Origin of the sequence: Luteibacter sp. dw_328 (assembly GCF_018449605.1) — a bacterium.
Classification (GTDB): Bacteria; Pseudomonadota; Gammaproteobacteria; order Xanthomonadales; family Rhodanobacteraceae; genus Luteibacter.
Genome location: NZ_JAAVUW010000002.1, coordinates 445,544 through 459,430, shown reverse-complemented (window position 1 = coordinate 459,430; position 13,887 = coordinate 445,544). Strand labels below are relative to the sequence as shown.

Annotated in this window: 13 protein-coding genes; 4 read left to right on the top strand and 9 right to left on the bottom strand. The window is 65.0% G+C overall.

Annotated elements, in window-relative coordinates:
- The 3 genes from HB634_RS06760 to HB634_RS06750 are packed head-to-tail and all read right to left on the bottom strand — an operon-like array spanning position 1 to position 3,925.
- Positions 1–1,131 (bottom strand): ABC transporter permease, encoded by a 1,131-nt coding sequence (locus HB634_RS06760; protein ID WP_213948033.1) that lies wholly within the window; start codon positions 1,129–1,131, stop codon positions 1–3.
- Positions 1,128–2,915: an ATP-binding cassette domain-containing protein gene (locus HB634_RS06755; protein WP_213948032.1), complete on the bottom strand. Its 1,788-nt coding sequence runs from the start codon at positions 2,913–2,915 to the stop codon at positions 1,128–1,130. The genes HB634_RS06760 and HB634_RS06755 overlap by 4 nt, the downstream gene beginning before the upstream one ends.
- Positions 2,912–3,925, bottom strand: a complete 1,014-nt coding sequence (locus tag HB634_RS06750) for an HlyD family efflux transporter periplasmic adaptor subunit (protein WP_213948031.1) — start codon at positions 3,923–3,925, stop codon at positions 2,912–2,914. Before HB634_RS06750 ends, HB634_RS06755 begins: the two co-directional genes overlap by 4 nt.
- A 107-nt stretch (positions 3,926–4,032) precedes the next feature.
- On the opposite strand from HB634_RS06750, the gene HB634_RS06745 reads away from it, so the two are divergent.
- Complete coding sequence (locus tag HB634_RS06745) at positions 4,033–4,707, top strand: CerR family C-terminal domain-containing protein (RefSeq protein ID WP_213948030.1); 675 nt, start codon at positions 4,033–4,035, stop codon at positions 4,705–4,707.
- Here HB634_RS06745 and HB634_RS06740 read toward each other — a convergent pair.
- Positions 4,704–5,912, bottom strand: coding sequence for an alpha/beta fold hydrolase (locus HB634_RS06740; protein WP_213948029.1), 1,209 nt, complete (start codon positions 5,910–5,912; stop codon positions 4,704–4,706). The genes HB634_RS06745 and HB634_RS06740 overlap by 4 nt on opposite strands.
- A 50-nt stretch (positions 5,913–5,962) precedes the next feature.
- On the opposite strand from HB634_RS06740, the gene HB634_RS06735 reads away from it, so the two are divergent.
- Positions 5,963–8,605, top strand: coding sequence for an excinuclease ABC subunit UvrA (locus HB634_RS06735; protein ID WP_213948028.1), 2,643 nt, complete (start codon positions 5,963–5,965; stop codon positions 8,603–8,605).
- An 8-nt stretch (positions 8,606–8,613) separates the two neighbouring features.
- Here HB634_RS06735 and HB634_RS06730 read toward each other — a convergent pair whose 3' ends face one another.
- Genes HB634_RS06730 through HB634_RS06720 form a run of 3 tightly spaced genes read right to left on the bottom strand, consistent with a single transcriptional unit; the run spans position 8,614 to position 9,744 of the window.
- On the bottom strand, positions 8,614–8,823 hold the full coding sequence (locus tag HB634_RS06730; RefSeq protein WP_213948027.1) for a hypothetical protein: 210 nt from the start codon (positions 8,821–8,823) through the stop codon (positions 8,614–8,616).
- Positions 8,824–8,871: 48 nt separating this feature from the next.
- A complete protein-coding gene (locus HB634_RS06725) occupies positions 8,872–9,252 on the bottom strand; it encodes a hypothetical protein (protein WP_213948026.1) in 381 nt (126 codons plus the stop codon).
- A gap of 51 nt (positions 9,253–9,303) precedes the next feature.
- A complete protein-coding gene (locus HB634_RS06720; protein WP_213948025.1) occupies positions 9,304–9,744 on the bottom strand; it encodes a hypothetical protein in 441 nt (146 codons plus the stop codon).
- A gap of 253 nt (positions 9,745–9,997) precedes the next feature.
- On the opposite strand from HB634_RS06720, the gene HB634_RS06715 reads away from it, so the two are divergent.
- A complete protein-coding gene (locus HB634_RS06715) occupies positions 9,998–11,611 on the top strand; it encodes an ATP-binding cassette domain-containing protein (RefSeq protein ID WP_213948024.1) in 1,614 nt (537 codons plus the stop codon).
- Positions 11,612–11,667: 56 nt separating this feature from the next.
- On the opposite strand, the gene HB634_RS06710 is transcribed toward HB634_RS06715, so the two are convergent.
- Positions 11,668–12,075 (bottom strand): hypothetical protein, encoded by a 408-nt coding sequence (locus tag HB634_RS06710; RefSeq protein ID WP_063571053.1) that lies wholly within the window; start codon positions 12,073–12,075, stop codon positions 11,668–11,670.
- Between the two features lie 143 nt (positions 12,076–12,218).
- Here HB634_RS06710 and HB634_RS06705 point away from each other — a divergent pair, with 143 nt between their 5' ends.
- The gene (locus HB634_RS06705; protein ID WP_255548410.1) at positions 12,219–13,151 is read left to right on the top strand and encodes a DMT family transporter; all 933 of its coding nucleotides are present in this window, start codon (positions 12,219–12,221) and stop codon (positions 13,149–13,151) included.
- A 4-nt stretch (positions 13,152–13,155) separates the two neighbouring features.
- Here the strand turns inward: HB634_RS06705 and HB634_RS06700 are convergent, their stop codons facing one another.
- Positions 13,156–13,845: a DUF1345 domain-containing protein gene (locus HB634_RS06700; protein WP_213948023.1), complete on the bottom strand. Its 690-nt coding sequence runs from the start codon at positions 13,843–13,845 to the stop codon at positions 13,156–13,158.
- Positions 13,846–13,887: the final 42 nt, after the last annotated feature.

The following is a 13,887-nucleotide window of genomic DNA, read 5'->3' as shown; positions in this document are numbered from 1 at the left end:
TCATCCGATCAGCTTCCGCGTCTTCAGGCGGGCGGCCGCCAGCACCACCACGGCGTAACCGATGAGGATGACGCAATTCTTCAGGATCACCGGCCACAGGTTGCCGGCGAGGAACAGGCTCTTCAGCACTTCCATGTAGTGGGTGGCAGGGAGAATCCGGCCTACCACCTGTACCGCCAGCGGCATGTTGCGCAGGTCATAGATGAAGCCCGAAAGCATCAAGGCCGGCATGAAGCTGGTGACCAGGGCAAGCTGGCTCGCGGTGAACTGGTTCTTCGTCACCGCTGAGATCAACAGGCCGATGCCGAGCGCCACGAACAGGTAGAACACCGATACCAGCAGGATCAGCCACAGCGAACCATAGATCGGCACGTCGAAGAGGAAGCGCGCCGCCAACAAGCACATGAGCAGCCCGATCATGCCGACACCGAAGTACGGGATGATCTTGGCAAGCAGGATCTCGAGCGGCCTCACGGGTGTCACGAACAAGGCCTCCAGCGTCCCGCGTTCCCATTCGCGTGCCATCACCAGCGCGGTAAGGAAGGCGCCGACCAGGGTGGTGATGAGCACGATGAGGCCCGGCACGAGGAACCAGGTACTCGTGTTGGCTTCGTTGAACCACAGGCGTTGCTCGAGGTACACGCTACCCACGGAGGCTCCCGGCGAGGCGCCGGCCCGGTCGCCCTGGAGCACCGTCGATTGCGCCAACGCGCTCTGCACGTAGCCTTCGATCGTGCGCGCCGTGTTGGCGTCGGAGCCGTGCAGGATAAGCTGCACGTGTGCGTCGCCCAGGCCCAGGCGTCGTGAAAAGTCGGACGGCAGACGCAGGATCGCGTCGACCTTCCGATCCAGCATGAGGCGCTCGGCGTCATGCATGCTGTTGACCACCGTGGGTGCCAGATAAGGGGACAGGCGCAGGCCGGCGATCATGTCGTTGGCGGTCACGGAATGGTCTTCCATGACGACAGCCACCGGCGCGTTCTTCACGTCGAAGGAGAGGCCGTAGCCGAAGATCAGGATCAGGATCGCCGGGAGCGCGATGCCCATCATGAGATTGCTGCGGTCGCGCAGCAGCTGCTTCACTTCCTTGCGCGTCAGCGCCAGGAGCCGCCGCCAGAAGCCGCCGCTCATGCCGCCTCCCGCGAACCGCCGCGTGAAGCCTTGCGGTTCTGTTCAACGATACCGATAAAGGCCTGCTCCATGTCGAAGGTCTGCGCGTCCGTTTCACCGGCCTGACGACGGATCTCCGCCGGCGTGCCGAGAGCGAGCACCTTGCCGGCATCCTGAATCACCACGCGATCGCAATATTCGGCTTCTTCCATGAAGTGCGTGGTGATGACGATCGTGGTGCCAGCCTCGGCCAGGGCCGTGATGCGTCGCCAGAACTCGCGGCGTGCCAGTGGGTCGGCGCCGCTGGTCGGTTCATCGAGAAAGAGGATGTCCGGTGCATGCAGCAGGCCCGTGGCCATGGCCAGGCGTTGCTTGAACCCGCCGGGCAGCAGACCCGCCTGGGCATGCCCTGAGTCGTCCAGTTCGAACTGCGATTTCACCGCAGCCATGCGTTCGCGCAGGTGCGTGCCGGACAGGCCATAGGCACCCCCGAAGAACTTCAGGTTCTCATCCACCGTCAGGTTGCCGTAGAGAGCGAACTTCTGCGACACATAACCAATCTGCTGGCGCGCATGTGCGCGTGCCTTGCGCAGGTCGTGGCCGGCGACGCGCAACGTGCCGCTGCTGGCGGGAAGCAGACCGCATAGCATGCGAAAGGTGGTGGTCTTTCCCGCACCGTTCGGTCCGAGCAGCCCGAAGATCTCGCCGCGGCTGACGGAGAAACTCGTGCGGTCGACCGCGGTGAAATCACCAAAGGTGCGGACGAGGTCCCTGACCTCGATGACGGTCTCATCGGCCTTCAACGCCCGCGTCGGCGTCGACATCGCGACGGACGCCACTGAAGAAAGGTCGCGCTGCACCTTGGACCGCAACGCCAGCATGAAGCCGTCTTCGAGCGTGGGCGGCACCGGCTCGGCCTGCGAGGTCCCCAGAAGGTTCGCCACGTCGGGGTCGTCCTGCTCCACTGCCGCCCTGGTCCGGACGAAGTGCACCTTGCCGCCACGCGGCACCGCATCGACGGTCTTATCGTCGTCGAGGAGGCGCGCCTGCAGGTGGCGCGGCGCTTCGTCGGCAGGCGGTGTCACCGCAAAGCAGAGCCCTTCGGCGGTATTCCGTATCGACTCGGGCGTTCCCTGAGCCAACACCTTGCCGTCATGCAGGATGGCCACATGCGCGCAACGCGCGGCCTCATCCATGTACGACGTGCTGACAAGGACGCTGAGGTTCTCTTCCCTCACCAGCTGCTCGAGGATCTCCCACAACTCACGGCGCGACAGCGGATCGACGCCCACCGTGGGTTCGTCGAGCAGCAGCAGTTCGGGCGACCGCACCAGGGTGCAGGCCAGCCCGAGCTTCTGTTTCATGCCGCCGGAGAGTTTTCCCGCAGGGCGGCTGGTGAAGCGCCCCAGGTCGGTCATCTCCATCAGGCGCTTGTAACGCTTGCCCCTTACGTCGTGCGGCACAGCGTGAAGGTCGGCGTAGAGATCGAGGTTTTCCTGCACGCTGAGGTCGTCATACAGCCCGAAGCGTTGCGGCATGTAGCTGATCCGGTTCTGGATCGCCTGCGGGTCGATCGCCGCGTCGATGCCGAGCACCGTCATCGTTCCCGTGTCGGCGACCATCAATCCGGCGGCCAGCCGCAACAAGGTGGTCTTGCCTGCACCATCGGGCCCGACCAGCGCGGTGAGCGCCGCGGTCTTCACTTCGATGGAGACATCGTCCAGCGCGACGACGGTGCGGCCCGCTTTCTTGATGACGAAGCGTTTGCCGACCCCCTGAGCAACGAGTGCCGCCTGCGTGTTCATGGCTGCGCCGCGACCGTACCTGGTAACTCCACGGTGGCCGGCATGCCCATGCGCAGGCGGTCATCCGGATCGTCGACATTGATGCGCACCTCGTAGACAAGACTGGTGCGCAGCTCGTTGGTCTCCACGTTCTTCGGTGTGAATTCGGCCACCGACGAGATGTATCCGATGCGACCGTCGACCGGATGATCGGGTGCACTGTCCGTCGTCACGCGCGCGGCCTGCCCTGGCTTGATCAGGCTGAGGTTGGCCTCGGAGACATACGCACGCACCCATTTCGGATGGACCAGGGCGAGCGCATAGGCCGGCCGCTGGGGCGATGCCATGTCGCCCGGCTCGAGCAACCGGCTTCGCACCACGGCGTCGGACGGCGCCTTGAGCACCGCGTCGTCGAGCTGCTGCTTTGTCACCGCGCTATCGGCTAGCGCGGCGTCGCGCTGGGCGCGCGCTTCATCGATATCTTCCTTACGCGGGCCGGCCACGGAGAGATCCTGGGCCTTGCGCTGGGCGTCCAGCCTCGCGTCGGCCGAGCCGGCGGCGGCAACGGCATCGTCGAGTTCTTCGCGACTCACGGCGCGACCGGCCGTTCCCTGGCTAATCGCCCGAAGGCGGTCGAGCGTCTGGTGCGCCTTGCGTGCATCGGCGGCAGCGGCACGCACGTTCGCGTCGGCCTGGGCGATCTCCTGGGGCCGATTGCCGGCCTCCATCCTGCGAAGCACCTCGTTCTGCACGGCGAGCTGGGCCTGCGACTTGGCAAGTCGCAGCGTCAACGTGGTCGTGTCCAGGGTGGCGAGCACTTGCCCGGCGGCGACCAGATCCCCCTCGTTTACCCGCATCTGGGAAATCCGTTCGTTGGCGTTGAAAGCCAGCGACACCTGACGGATGTCCACGTTGCCGTGCAGAACGATGGCCTCGGGCGCCTTGGGACGCATGAGCCACCAGATCCCGGCGCCCACCACGACAACGAGAACGACAGCGGCGACAACGATGCCTGGCTTGGGTTTGGGCATGGGATGGGCGCTCGGCCTGGGGAATGACGGCAGTCTAGGCCGACTTTTTCCATAAATCAAATGCAAATTTGAATTATATCTTTGCCGGTTCCTCTACAATGCGCCCCATGGCCGACCAACATCTTCCGAAATCGCACGCCGCGAAACGGGCACCCCGGCAGGACGGCGAGAACACGCGCTCCCACCTGCTGGACGTAGCCGGCCGGCTCTTTGCCGTTCACGGCTACCTGGGCACGTCCAGCAAGGAGATCTGCCTGCGGGCGGGTGTGAACATCGCCGCGGTGAACTATCACTTCGGCAGCCGCGACGGCCTCTATGGCGCCGTCCTGGTCGAAGCGCATCGACAGGTGGTCAGCCAGGAATCGCTGCTTGCGTTTGTGCAGTCAGACCTGGGCCCACGGGACAAACTTCGCGGGCTTATCAGCCATTTCGTCGCCCAGGCCGGGCAAGGCGAAAAGTCCTGGGGCTTCCGCGTCGTGCTGCGTGAAATGATGTCGCCCTCACCCATGGCTTCCACGCTGATCAACGAGGCCATCGCACCGAAGGCGGGCATCGTCGCCGGCCTGATGGCGGGCTATCTGGATCTGCCGCTCACCCATCCCGCCGTACAGCGCGGGATGATGATGACCATCGTGCCGTGCATCACCATGTTGCTCGGCCCCGAGAGTCTGCGCACCACCGTGCTGCCGGCACTGAATCCGACGTCGGAGGGACTGGTCGAAGACATGACGACCTTCGTTCTCGCCGGCCTAGATGCTCTGGCCGCAGCCCACGCCCGCTAGCGACCCACAGCCGCGCACGAATTCGGAGCCGGCTTCCCGTCCATGCGGTCGTCGATCCATGCAATTGCCGCCAGCGCGCTGTCCGACCCGGCGAAACCGTGCTTCACGCCCGGCAGGTCGAGGTAACTCACCCTGCTACCAGCGGCGCACAACTGCTGCACGTATGCCTGCGTGACCTCGGGACGCACCAGCGTATCTGCGTCGCCCTGCGCAATGAAAACCGGAAGTGAAGGTGGCAGCGTCCCCGGAATGTTTTGCACCAGCAGCGTGCGCCATGGCTCGACGCGCGTGATGTCCGGTACCTGCAGGAAGGCCGTTGCGAGCGGCTTCTGCGATCGGCGCCGCTCGAACATGTCGAGAACCGATTCGATGCACTCGTGGGATAACGCATCCACGGCCGGCATGGCTTGTGGCGCGACGAGCTTGTCGATCGGCAGGTTGTAGACACGCGACCAGGACCACAGCGTCATCGCAGTGATGTTGCGCCCACCATCGGTCGCGGCGTCGTCGCGCAGCAGGGTCAGCAGGTCCGTCGCCGGTGCCGCGGCCGCGACGCCGACCAGTTGCAGCTCGGGCGCGTAGCCGGCGACGATCATGCCGGTGAAGAGTGCCGCCTGTCCTCCTTGCGAATGACCCCAGACCGCGAAGCGATTTCCCGCCCCAACGCCAGGTATCAGCCGCGCCGCGCGCACCGCGTCGATGACGCCACGCGCCTCGCTTACGCCGACGAGATAAGGATGCGGCCCCACCGTGCCGAGGCCCGGATAGTCCGTCGCCACGACGACGTAGCCTTCGCGGACCATGGTTCGCAGGCCCATCATGTTCTGGAAGACAAAGAAGGCCTTCGATGGCGCGCAGCGCGATACCACGCCGGTGGTCGGATGCGCCCAGGCGATGACGCGACGCCCTTCCGGCGGTGGATCGCCGGGAGGAACCACGACAATGCCGGACACGGCGATAGGTTCGCCATTGAGCCCCGTGGACCGGTAGAGCACGCGATAAGCCACGGCACCGAGCGGCGGCCCGTCCGGACCGTCCATCGGTGCGATCCGGATCAGGGTGCCCGGCGGGCCCTGCACCTGCATGGAGGTGTACGAATAGAAGTCCTGTGCCGCGGCCGCTGGCGGGATCAGTGTGAAGGCGATCGTCGAAAGCATAAGCCACATGCGGAACACGGCATCTTCCCGGGACGACGGTTCAGCCACTTATACCCCGATGCACGGCATCTCCACCGGTTCGGACGATAATCAACGCCATGAAAAAGCGCCCTACCCCCACCGACTCCGTCCACGGTAACGGCTTCGTCCGTGTCCGCGGCGCGCGCGAACACAATCTGAAGAATATCGACGTGGCCGTTCCACGCGATGCGCTGGTGGTTTTCTCGGGCGTTTCCGGATCGGGAAAGTCCTCGCTGGCCTTCGGCACCCTTTACGCGGAAGCGCAGCGGCGCTACTTCGAATCCGTGGCGCCGTATGCGCGCCGGCTGATCGACCAGGTCGGCGTGCCCGACGTGGACGAGATCGAAGGCCTGCCGCCGGCGGTGGCGCTCCAGCAGCAACGCGGCACGCCCGGGACCCGCTCGTCGGTCGGCAGCGTCACCACGCTCTCCAGCCTGGTGCGCATGCTGTACTCGCGCGCCGGCAGCTATCCGGCCAGGCAACCGATGCTCTTCGCCGAGGACTTCTCGCCGAACACCCCCCAGGGCGCATGCCCGAACTGCCACGGCCTGGGCAAGGTGTACGAGGTTACCGAGCAGACGATGGTGCCTGATCCCTCGCTTACCATTCGCGAACGCGCCATCGCATCGTGGCCGCCGGCATGGCATGGGCAGAACCTGCGCGACATCCTCGTCACCCTGGGCTACGACGTGGACATCCCCTGGCGCGACCTGCCAAAAAAACAGCGCGACTGGATCCTGTTCACCGAGGAGCAGCCGGTCGCTCCGGTGTATGCGGGCTTCACGCCCGCCGAAACCCGGGCCGCCCTGAAGCGCAAGACGGAGCCCAGTTACATGGGTACCTATATGGGTGCGCGCCGCTATGTGCTGCACACCTTCGCCACAACGCAAAGCCCCTTGATGAAGAAGCGGGTCTCCCGCTTCATGATCGGCAGCCTGTGTCCTGTGTGCGATGGCAAGCGCCTGAAACGCGAGGCCCTGTCGGTCACGTTCGCCGGTGTCGATATCGGCAGCTTGTCCGCGATGTCGTTCGATACGCTGGCCGAGACATTGCGCCCCGCCGCCGAAGGGCGCTTCGATGAACTCGCCACGGCAGGCAAGGCCACGCAGAGCCGCGCCACGGGAAAGCGCGACATCGCACGTCGCATCGCGGCAGGTGGCCTGGGACACGAAGGCTCGTCGGATGTGCGACGCACGCCGAATCTTTCGGAAGAGAAACGCATTGCCGCGCAGCGCATCGCCCAGGACCTCGTCGCGCGCATCGGTACCCTGCAGTCACTGGGACTGGGCTACCTCTCGATGGACCGCAGCAGCCCTACCCTTTCGCCTGGCGAGTTGCAGCGCCTGCGCCTTGCGACGCAGATACGCAGCAATCTGTTTGGTGTGGTGTATGTGCTCGACGAACCGTCCGCCGGACTGCATCCGGCCGACGGCGAAGCGCTTTTCAATGCGCTGGATCAACTGAAGGCGTCGGGTAATTCCATCTTCGTCGTCGAACACGACCTGGACATGATCCGCCGGGCCGACTGGCTGGTGGACGTGGGGCCGGATGCGGGCGAAAAAGGCGGTGAAATCCTGTACAGCGGACCGCCCGCAGGCCTGGCAAAGATTGCTAACTCACACACCGCCCGTTACCTGTTCGGCCATGCCGACGTGCCGCACCGCGAGGCGCGTGAGCCGACGGGCTGGCTCGAACTACGCAACATCACGCGTAACAACCTGCAACGCCTGACGGCACGTTTCCCGCTGGGTGTGTTCACCTCCGTCACAGGTATCTCGGGATCGGGAAAGTCCAGCCTGGTCAGCCAGGCACTGGTGGAACTACTCGGCGAATACCTGGGCCACGAGCCACGTGTCGCCGAAGACGAAAGCGATGACATGGAGCCGAACGTCATCACCAAAACCACGGGCCACATCCATTCGGGCGCCGATGCCATCACGCGCCTGGTCCAGGTTGACCAGAAGCCGATCGGCCGCACGCCGCGCTCGAATCTCGCGACGTATACCGGCCTGTTCGACCACGTGCGCAAGCTATTCGCCGCAACGAAAGCCGCCCGGACGAAGCGTTACGATGCCGGACGATTCTCTTTCAACGTTCCCAAGGGTCGCTGCGAGACCTGCGAAGGGGAAGGCTTCGTCAGCGTCGAACTGCTGTTCATGCCCAGCGTCTATGCGCCCTGCCCCACATGCCACGGCGCTCGCTATAACGAGCAGACGCTCGCGATCCGGTGGAACAACAGGAACATTGCCCAGGTGCTCGGCATGACGGTGGATGAGGCCTGCGCGTTCTTTGCCGACGAAGCCAATGTGCTGAAGTCACTGCTTATCCTGCGCGACATCGGTCTGGGGTATCTCCGTCTGGGTCAGCCGGCGACCGAGCTCTCGGGCGGCGAAGCCCAGCGCATCAAGCTGGCGACCGAGCTGCAACGTGCCCAGCGCGGCAGCAGTGTCTATGTCCTGGATGAACCCACGACCGGCCTGCATCCGTCGGATGTCGACAAACTCGTCGCGCAACTGCAGGGCCTTGTCGAGGCGGGCAATACCGTTATCGTCGTCGAGCACGAGATGCGCGTGGTGGCAGGCAGCGACTGGGTGATCGACGTCGGCCCCGGCGCCGGCAATCAGGGCGGCCGGATTGTCGCCAGCGGCGCCCCACGCGATGTCGCGCGATCAAAGGAAAGCCGCACCGCCCCCTACCTCGCCGCGCTCCTGTCCTTGTAGGAGCCGATTCATCGGCGATGGGCGCTTGCGGCAACCAGGCCCGCTGCCGCGGGATCGCCGATGAATCGGCTCCTACATTTTTCCAGCAGTGACTCGTGCTGGTTGAGCGTCGCATTGGCGGCGTTGCGGACAGCGTTCGAGGCGACGAAGGCGGCCACATCGGCACGGGCCCCGGCCTTCACCGTGGCAGGTACCGAGTCTTCCAGATCTAACGACAAGGCATCGGCCGGACCGGCCAGCGCCTTGGCGAACAGTTCAACCGGACCTTAGTCGCTGGGCTGCTTGGCCAGGCGAATATCGACCTGCGCTTCGTCGACCTTATAGGTCTTCAGGATCGCATCGACTTCCTTGAAGTCGATCCTCAGCTTTTCCGGCGACAACCACGTCGCGTGAGGTTTGTCGCGAAACGCAGAGGGAATGTATTCGAACACGGGAATGCGTCGGGTCTCGCCACGTTTGACGAGGTAAAGCAGGACCTCGTCCGAATGAGCGAAGTCGTCGCAGCCGGTTTCGTCCGAACGAAGCACGTAGTCCGAGGTACCGGAAGCCGGAATGTCGAGAAGGTTATGAACGCAGTCCTCAGACGCGAGACCATCGTAGGAACACGCGTACAGACCTATGCAGCCGAACACGACGGCACATCGCACCGCGACCCTGGTCCACAAACTCTTGAAATACATACGCGTCCTGTCGGCGACTTATTTGCGGCTCTTCAGGGTGCCGACGAAAGCCTCGTAGGCGATCTCGAACCAGTCGAAGAATGAGGATGTCCGGGGCGGATTGACGTAGTAAATACGGACACTCGGCGCATCGACATCGTAAGACTTCAGAACCTCTTCTACCGCCCGGAAGTCGATCCTCAGCGTCTCCGGCGACACCCAGGTGGCGCGCGGTTCGTCGCGCGTCATGGCGGGAATGTACTCAAGCACCCTGATCCGCTTGTTGTCGCCGCGCCTGGCCAGATAGAGCAGCACGGAGTCCGAATGGGCGATGTCGTCACAGACGGTTTCTTCGGTGTGAAGGACATAGTCGGAGGCCCCGGTAGAAGCGACCTCCCGATCGTCATGAGCGCAGGCCTGGAAATGGGGATCGTCGTTCGAACACGCCGTAACGGTCGCGAACACGCAGGCGAGCGACACCGAGATCCCGACTCGCGTTGACTTGTGCATGCCTGGTTCCCCTTTCCCCTGTCCTGGGGCCGGCCGAAGGTACGTCCGTCTGTCCCGGGTGGTCAACGGGAATTTTTCACCCCGGCGTCCGTTGCTATAATCGGTGGCCTGCTCCCGCCCATGAGGTGTTCGTCCGATGCGCCAGTGATGCTCCGTCCCGAGTGACGGCAAGACTCGCCAGCCCCTGCCCGCAGGGGGAGTTTTCGGCATCCCTGGAATTTGCATGACGAACCCAAGCCTGACCCTTCAAGGGGTCACCTGCCTGCTGCCCGATGGCCGCCGGCTATTCTCCGATCTCGACGAAACCTTCGACGTGCGGCGCACCGGCCTCGTGGGCCGTAACGGTGTGGGCAAGAGCATCCTTGCCCGCGTGCTCGCCGGCTTGTGGTTGCCGTCCTCGGGTCGCCTGCTGGCACACGGCACGACGCACTACCTCGCCCAGGAACCGGCCCGCGACACCGGTGCGACCGTTGCTTCCGCGGCTGGGGTGGCAGAGGTACTCGACGCAATCGCCCGCATCGAAGCGGGAAGCATCGACCCGCGCGACTACGAGATCGTCGGATCACGCTGGACGATCCGCCAGAGCCTCGAACAGGCGCTTCACGCGCAGGGCCTGGACTATCTCCACGCGGATGTACCGATGCAGCGGCTGAGTGGCGGCGAGGCAGCGCGAGTCGCCTTCGCCGGCGCTCTGATCAGCGAAGCGGATTTCCTGATCCTCGACGAACCAAGCAATCACCTCGATGGTGACGCGCGCCGCTTGCTCATCGATCGGCTCGAACACTGGACGAACGGGTTGATCGTCGTCAGCCACGATCGGGCCCTGCTACGACACATGGAACGCATCGTCGAGCTGTCGTCCTCAGGCTTACGCTCCTATGGCGGCAACTATGACCTCTACGCCACGCGCAGCGAGGAAGAACGAGCCGATGCCGAACGTGAGCTCGACCAACGCAAGGCCGAACGCCGCCGCGAGGAGCGCAACCTGCGCGATCAACGCGAACGTGCCGAACGCCGCGAGGCACGTGGCGACCGTGGAGCGCGCGACGCCAACCAGGCACCCATCCTGCTGGGCAGGCGCAAGGAACGCAGCGAGGTCGCGGCGGGACGCCTGCGCGAACGACAGGAGCACGAGCGTGCGGTGCTGAGCGAACGCGTGCAGGACGCCGCACGGCGCGTGGACGATCGCGCGACGCCCGTTCTCCGTCTCGCCGCGCGGGGCGCCCCGGGTCCCTTCCGCGTCGCCAGTCTCGATGCCGTACGACTCACCCATCTTGGGGAACCCAGGGAGCAGGTGAACGTATCGATCACCGCCGGCCAGCGCATCGGCCTGGTCGGCCCGAACGGGTCGGGCAAGTCCACGCTGCTGCGGACCCTGGCGGGAAAACTGGCCCCTGCCGAGGGACACAGACAGGCGTGGGCGCCGGTCGCCTATCTCGACCAGCAACTGGTCGATGTCGATGCCGATGTATCCGCCGTCGAACTGCTGCGTGCCGCGAACGCCGCGTTGCCCGAAAGCGAGATTCGCACCCGCCTCGCACAGCTAGGCATCGATGGTCTCGCGTCGACCCTGCCCTCAGGCAAGCTCAGCGGTGGTCAGCGCCTGGCGGCGGGACTGGCGATGGCCATCTACGCCGACCCACCGGCACGATTGCTGTTGCTCGACGAGCCCGGCAATCATCTGGACCTTCCATCGCTCCGGGCGCTCGAGGACATGCTACGCACGTATGAGGGCGCTCTGGTCGTCGCATCACACGACGAAGCGTTCCTGGAGCGGATCGGCCTGACCGAACGGATCGAAGCGACGGCGACAGGATGGACGCGTACACCGTGCTGACCGCCGTCGTTATCGACGGCGGGGGAACCCGTGATCCCGGCGGGCTCGCTGCCGGGTTACTGGACGTTGACGACGTCGCGAACGCTGTACACGTCGATCGCGTAGGGCGATTTCGCGTCGTCGGTCGAGCGGAAGCGACCCGAGACCGTCGCGGTGGCCTGGGCGCCGTTCGATGCCACGGCACGTTTGAACGAGGTGATGTCGCGCTTGCGCGTGTCGCTGTCGTCGATGGAGAGGCTCACGCTACCCTTGCATTCCGCGTCGGAGAGCGTCGTGACCTTGCCGGCGGACGACGCCACGCCCCGCACGGTGACCGTGGTGCCGATATAGCGGGCCGCGGTCCCGATAACGGTGCAGAGCGTATCCGGCGGGGTCTCATCCGCTGAACGAGCGGCAGCGGGGCCCGCAGCCAGGGCCATAACCAGGGCGAATGTCGTCGCCCGACCAATCGATTTCGTACACATAGGTGTTCCCCCTTGTTACCCGGCCCCAGGACGGACCGCGCCGAATGGACGGCTAAACGAAGGACACCGCGTTTGCGGCGTCGCGTCAATAAGAAATTTGGGCAGTAAACTCGCCATCCTTGCCGTTTTCGCTGGAGTCACCCTTGGAAGAACGCACCCGCCTGGGACTGGGCATTGGCTTCGGCGTGGCTGCCGGCGCGCTCTGGGGGCTGGTTTTCCTGGCGCCCGAGCTGGCCCGGGATTTCACCGCCCTGCAGCTGGCGGCGGGACGCTATCTGGTTTATGGCCTGATTTCGGCCGGCCTGCTCGTGCCCCGGTGGCGGCCCCTGAGGACCTGGCTGCGGGCAGTGCACTGGCGCGGACTGGTCGGCCTGAGCCTGCTGGGTAACATCGTCTATTACGTACTCCTGGCCAGTGCCGTGCAGTGGGGAGGCGTGGCAATGACGTCGCTGGTGATCGGCTTCCTGCCTGTCGCGGTCACCCTGGTCGGGAGCCGCGCGGCAGGGGCCGTCCCCTTGCGCCGGCTGGCTCCGTCGCTGTGGCTCAGCGCCCTGGCCATCGGCTGTATCGCCTGGCAGGCGATGGCGGGATCGCACACCCAGGTTCAGCCCCACCGGTTGGCGGGACTGCTGTGCGCCATCGGTGCCCTCGCCGCCTGGACCGCTTACGCGGTCTACAACGCACGCTGGCTTGGGCGGCTGGACCACGTCTCCGCCCATGACTGGAACCTGCTCACGGGCGTGGTGACCGGGGCACTGGCCCTGTTGCTTGTTCCCGCCGCCCTTCTCACCGACACCGCCGTGCACGACGGCCAGGCATGGCTTCGCTTCGCGGGAATAAGCACCGGCATCGCCGTGTTCGCGTCGATCCTGGGCAATGGACTGTGGAACCGGATGAGCCGCCTGCTGCCGCTCACCCTGGTCGGGCAGATGATCCTGTTCGAGACCCTGTTCGCGCTGCTCTACGGGTTTCTCTGGGAACGACGACTACCGACGCCAGTCGAGCTACTCGCCGTGGCCGCCCTGGTGACCAGCGTGTTGCTTTGCGTGCGCGTCCACCGACCGCACGGGGAGTGACGAATCAGGCCTTGCCCGCGGCGATGTTCACGCTGATGGCGATGATGAAGACGTTGAAGAAGAATGCGATCGCGCTATGCATCAGGCCGATCCGACGCAGATAGCGCGTGGTGATCTGCACGTCGGAGACCTGGAAGGTCATGCCGATGGTGAACGAGAAGTACGCGAAGTCCCAGTAGTCGGGATCTTCGTCGCCCGGAAAATCCAGTCCTTTGTGCTTCTCCCCGAAGTCGCCGTAATAACCATGGGCGTAGTGCAAGGCGAACAGGGTATTCATGAACATCCACGACAGGATGATCGTCGCCGCCGCCACGGCGATCGCGAAGGCGCCACCCTTGCTGCCCGAATTGAGTTCGGTGGTGACCGCGATGAGCACGATGGCCGACAGCGCGACGCCGCTGAGCAGGGTGGTCCAGCGGCCGGAGTCCTGCATGCGCGCCTGCCGGTGCATCGTGGCTCGGGTTGCCCCGAGGAAGATGCGCAGGATCATCAACAGGTACGCCAGCGCACCGATGTCGAACCCGAGCAGCAGCGCGACACTGCGCTGCAACCCGGTGAATTCCAGTCCCGCGGCGGCAACGACGGCAATCGCGGCAGCGATGACCAGCCGTGGCCGCGAACGCGCGTAGCGGATCGGGCCCCAGCCTTTCTTCCGGCGATGGGCTGCCGCTGGCTGCTGGGATTCATCGCTCATGCCACCACTCCGCCGGTTCAGGTGGCGCGACTATAGCGGAGC

Coding starts and splice junctions, on each gene's coding strand:
- HB634_RS06700 (WP_213948023.1), bottom strand. CDS start 13,845: ATGAGCGATGAATCCCAGCAGCCAGCGGCAGCCCATCGCCGGAAGAAA.
- HB634_RS06755 (WP_213948032.1), bottom strand. CDS start 2,915: ATGAACACGCAGGCGGCACTCGTTGCTCAGGGGGTCGGCAAACGCTTC.
- HB634_RS06750 (WP_213948031.1), bottom strand. CDS start 3,925: ATGCCCAAACCCAAGCCAGGCATCGTTGTCGCCGCTGTCGTTCTCGTT.
- HB634_RS06745 (WP_213948030.1), top strand. CDS start 4,033: ATGGCCGACCAACATCTTCCGAAATCGCACGCCGCGAAACGGGCACCC.
- HB634_RS06715 (WP_213948024.1), top strand. CDS start 9,998: ATGACGAACCCAAGCCTGACCCTTCAAGGGGTCACCTGCCTGCTGCCC.
- HB634_RS06710 (WP_063571053.1), bottom strand. CDS start 12,075: ATGTGTACGAAATCGATTGGTCGGGCGACGACATTCGCCCTGGTTATG.
- HB634_RS06760 (WP_213948033.1), bottom strand. CDS start 1,131: ATGAGCGGCGGCTTCTGGCGGCGGCTCCTGGCGCTGACGCGCAAGGAA.
- HB634_RS06735 (WP_213948028.1), top strand. CDS start 5,963: ATGAAAAAGCGCCCTACCCCCACCGACTCCGTCCACGGTAACGGCTTC.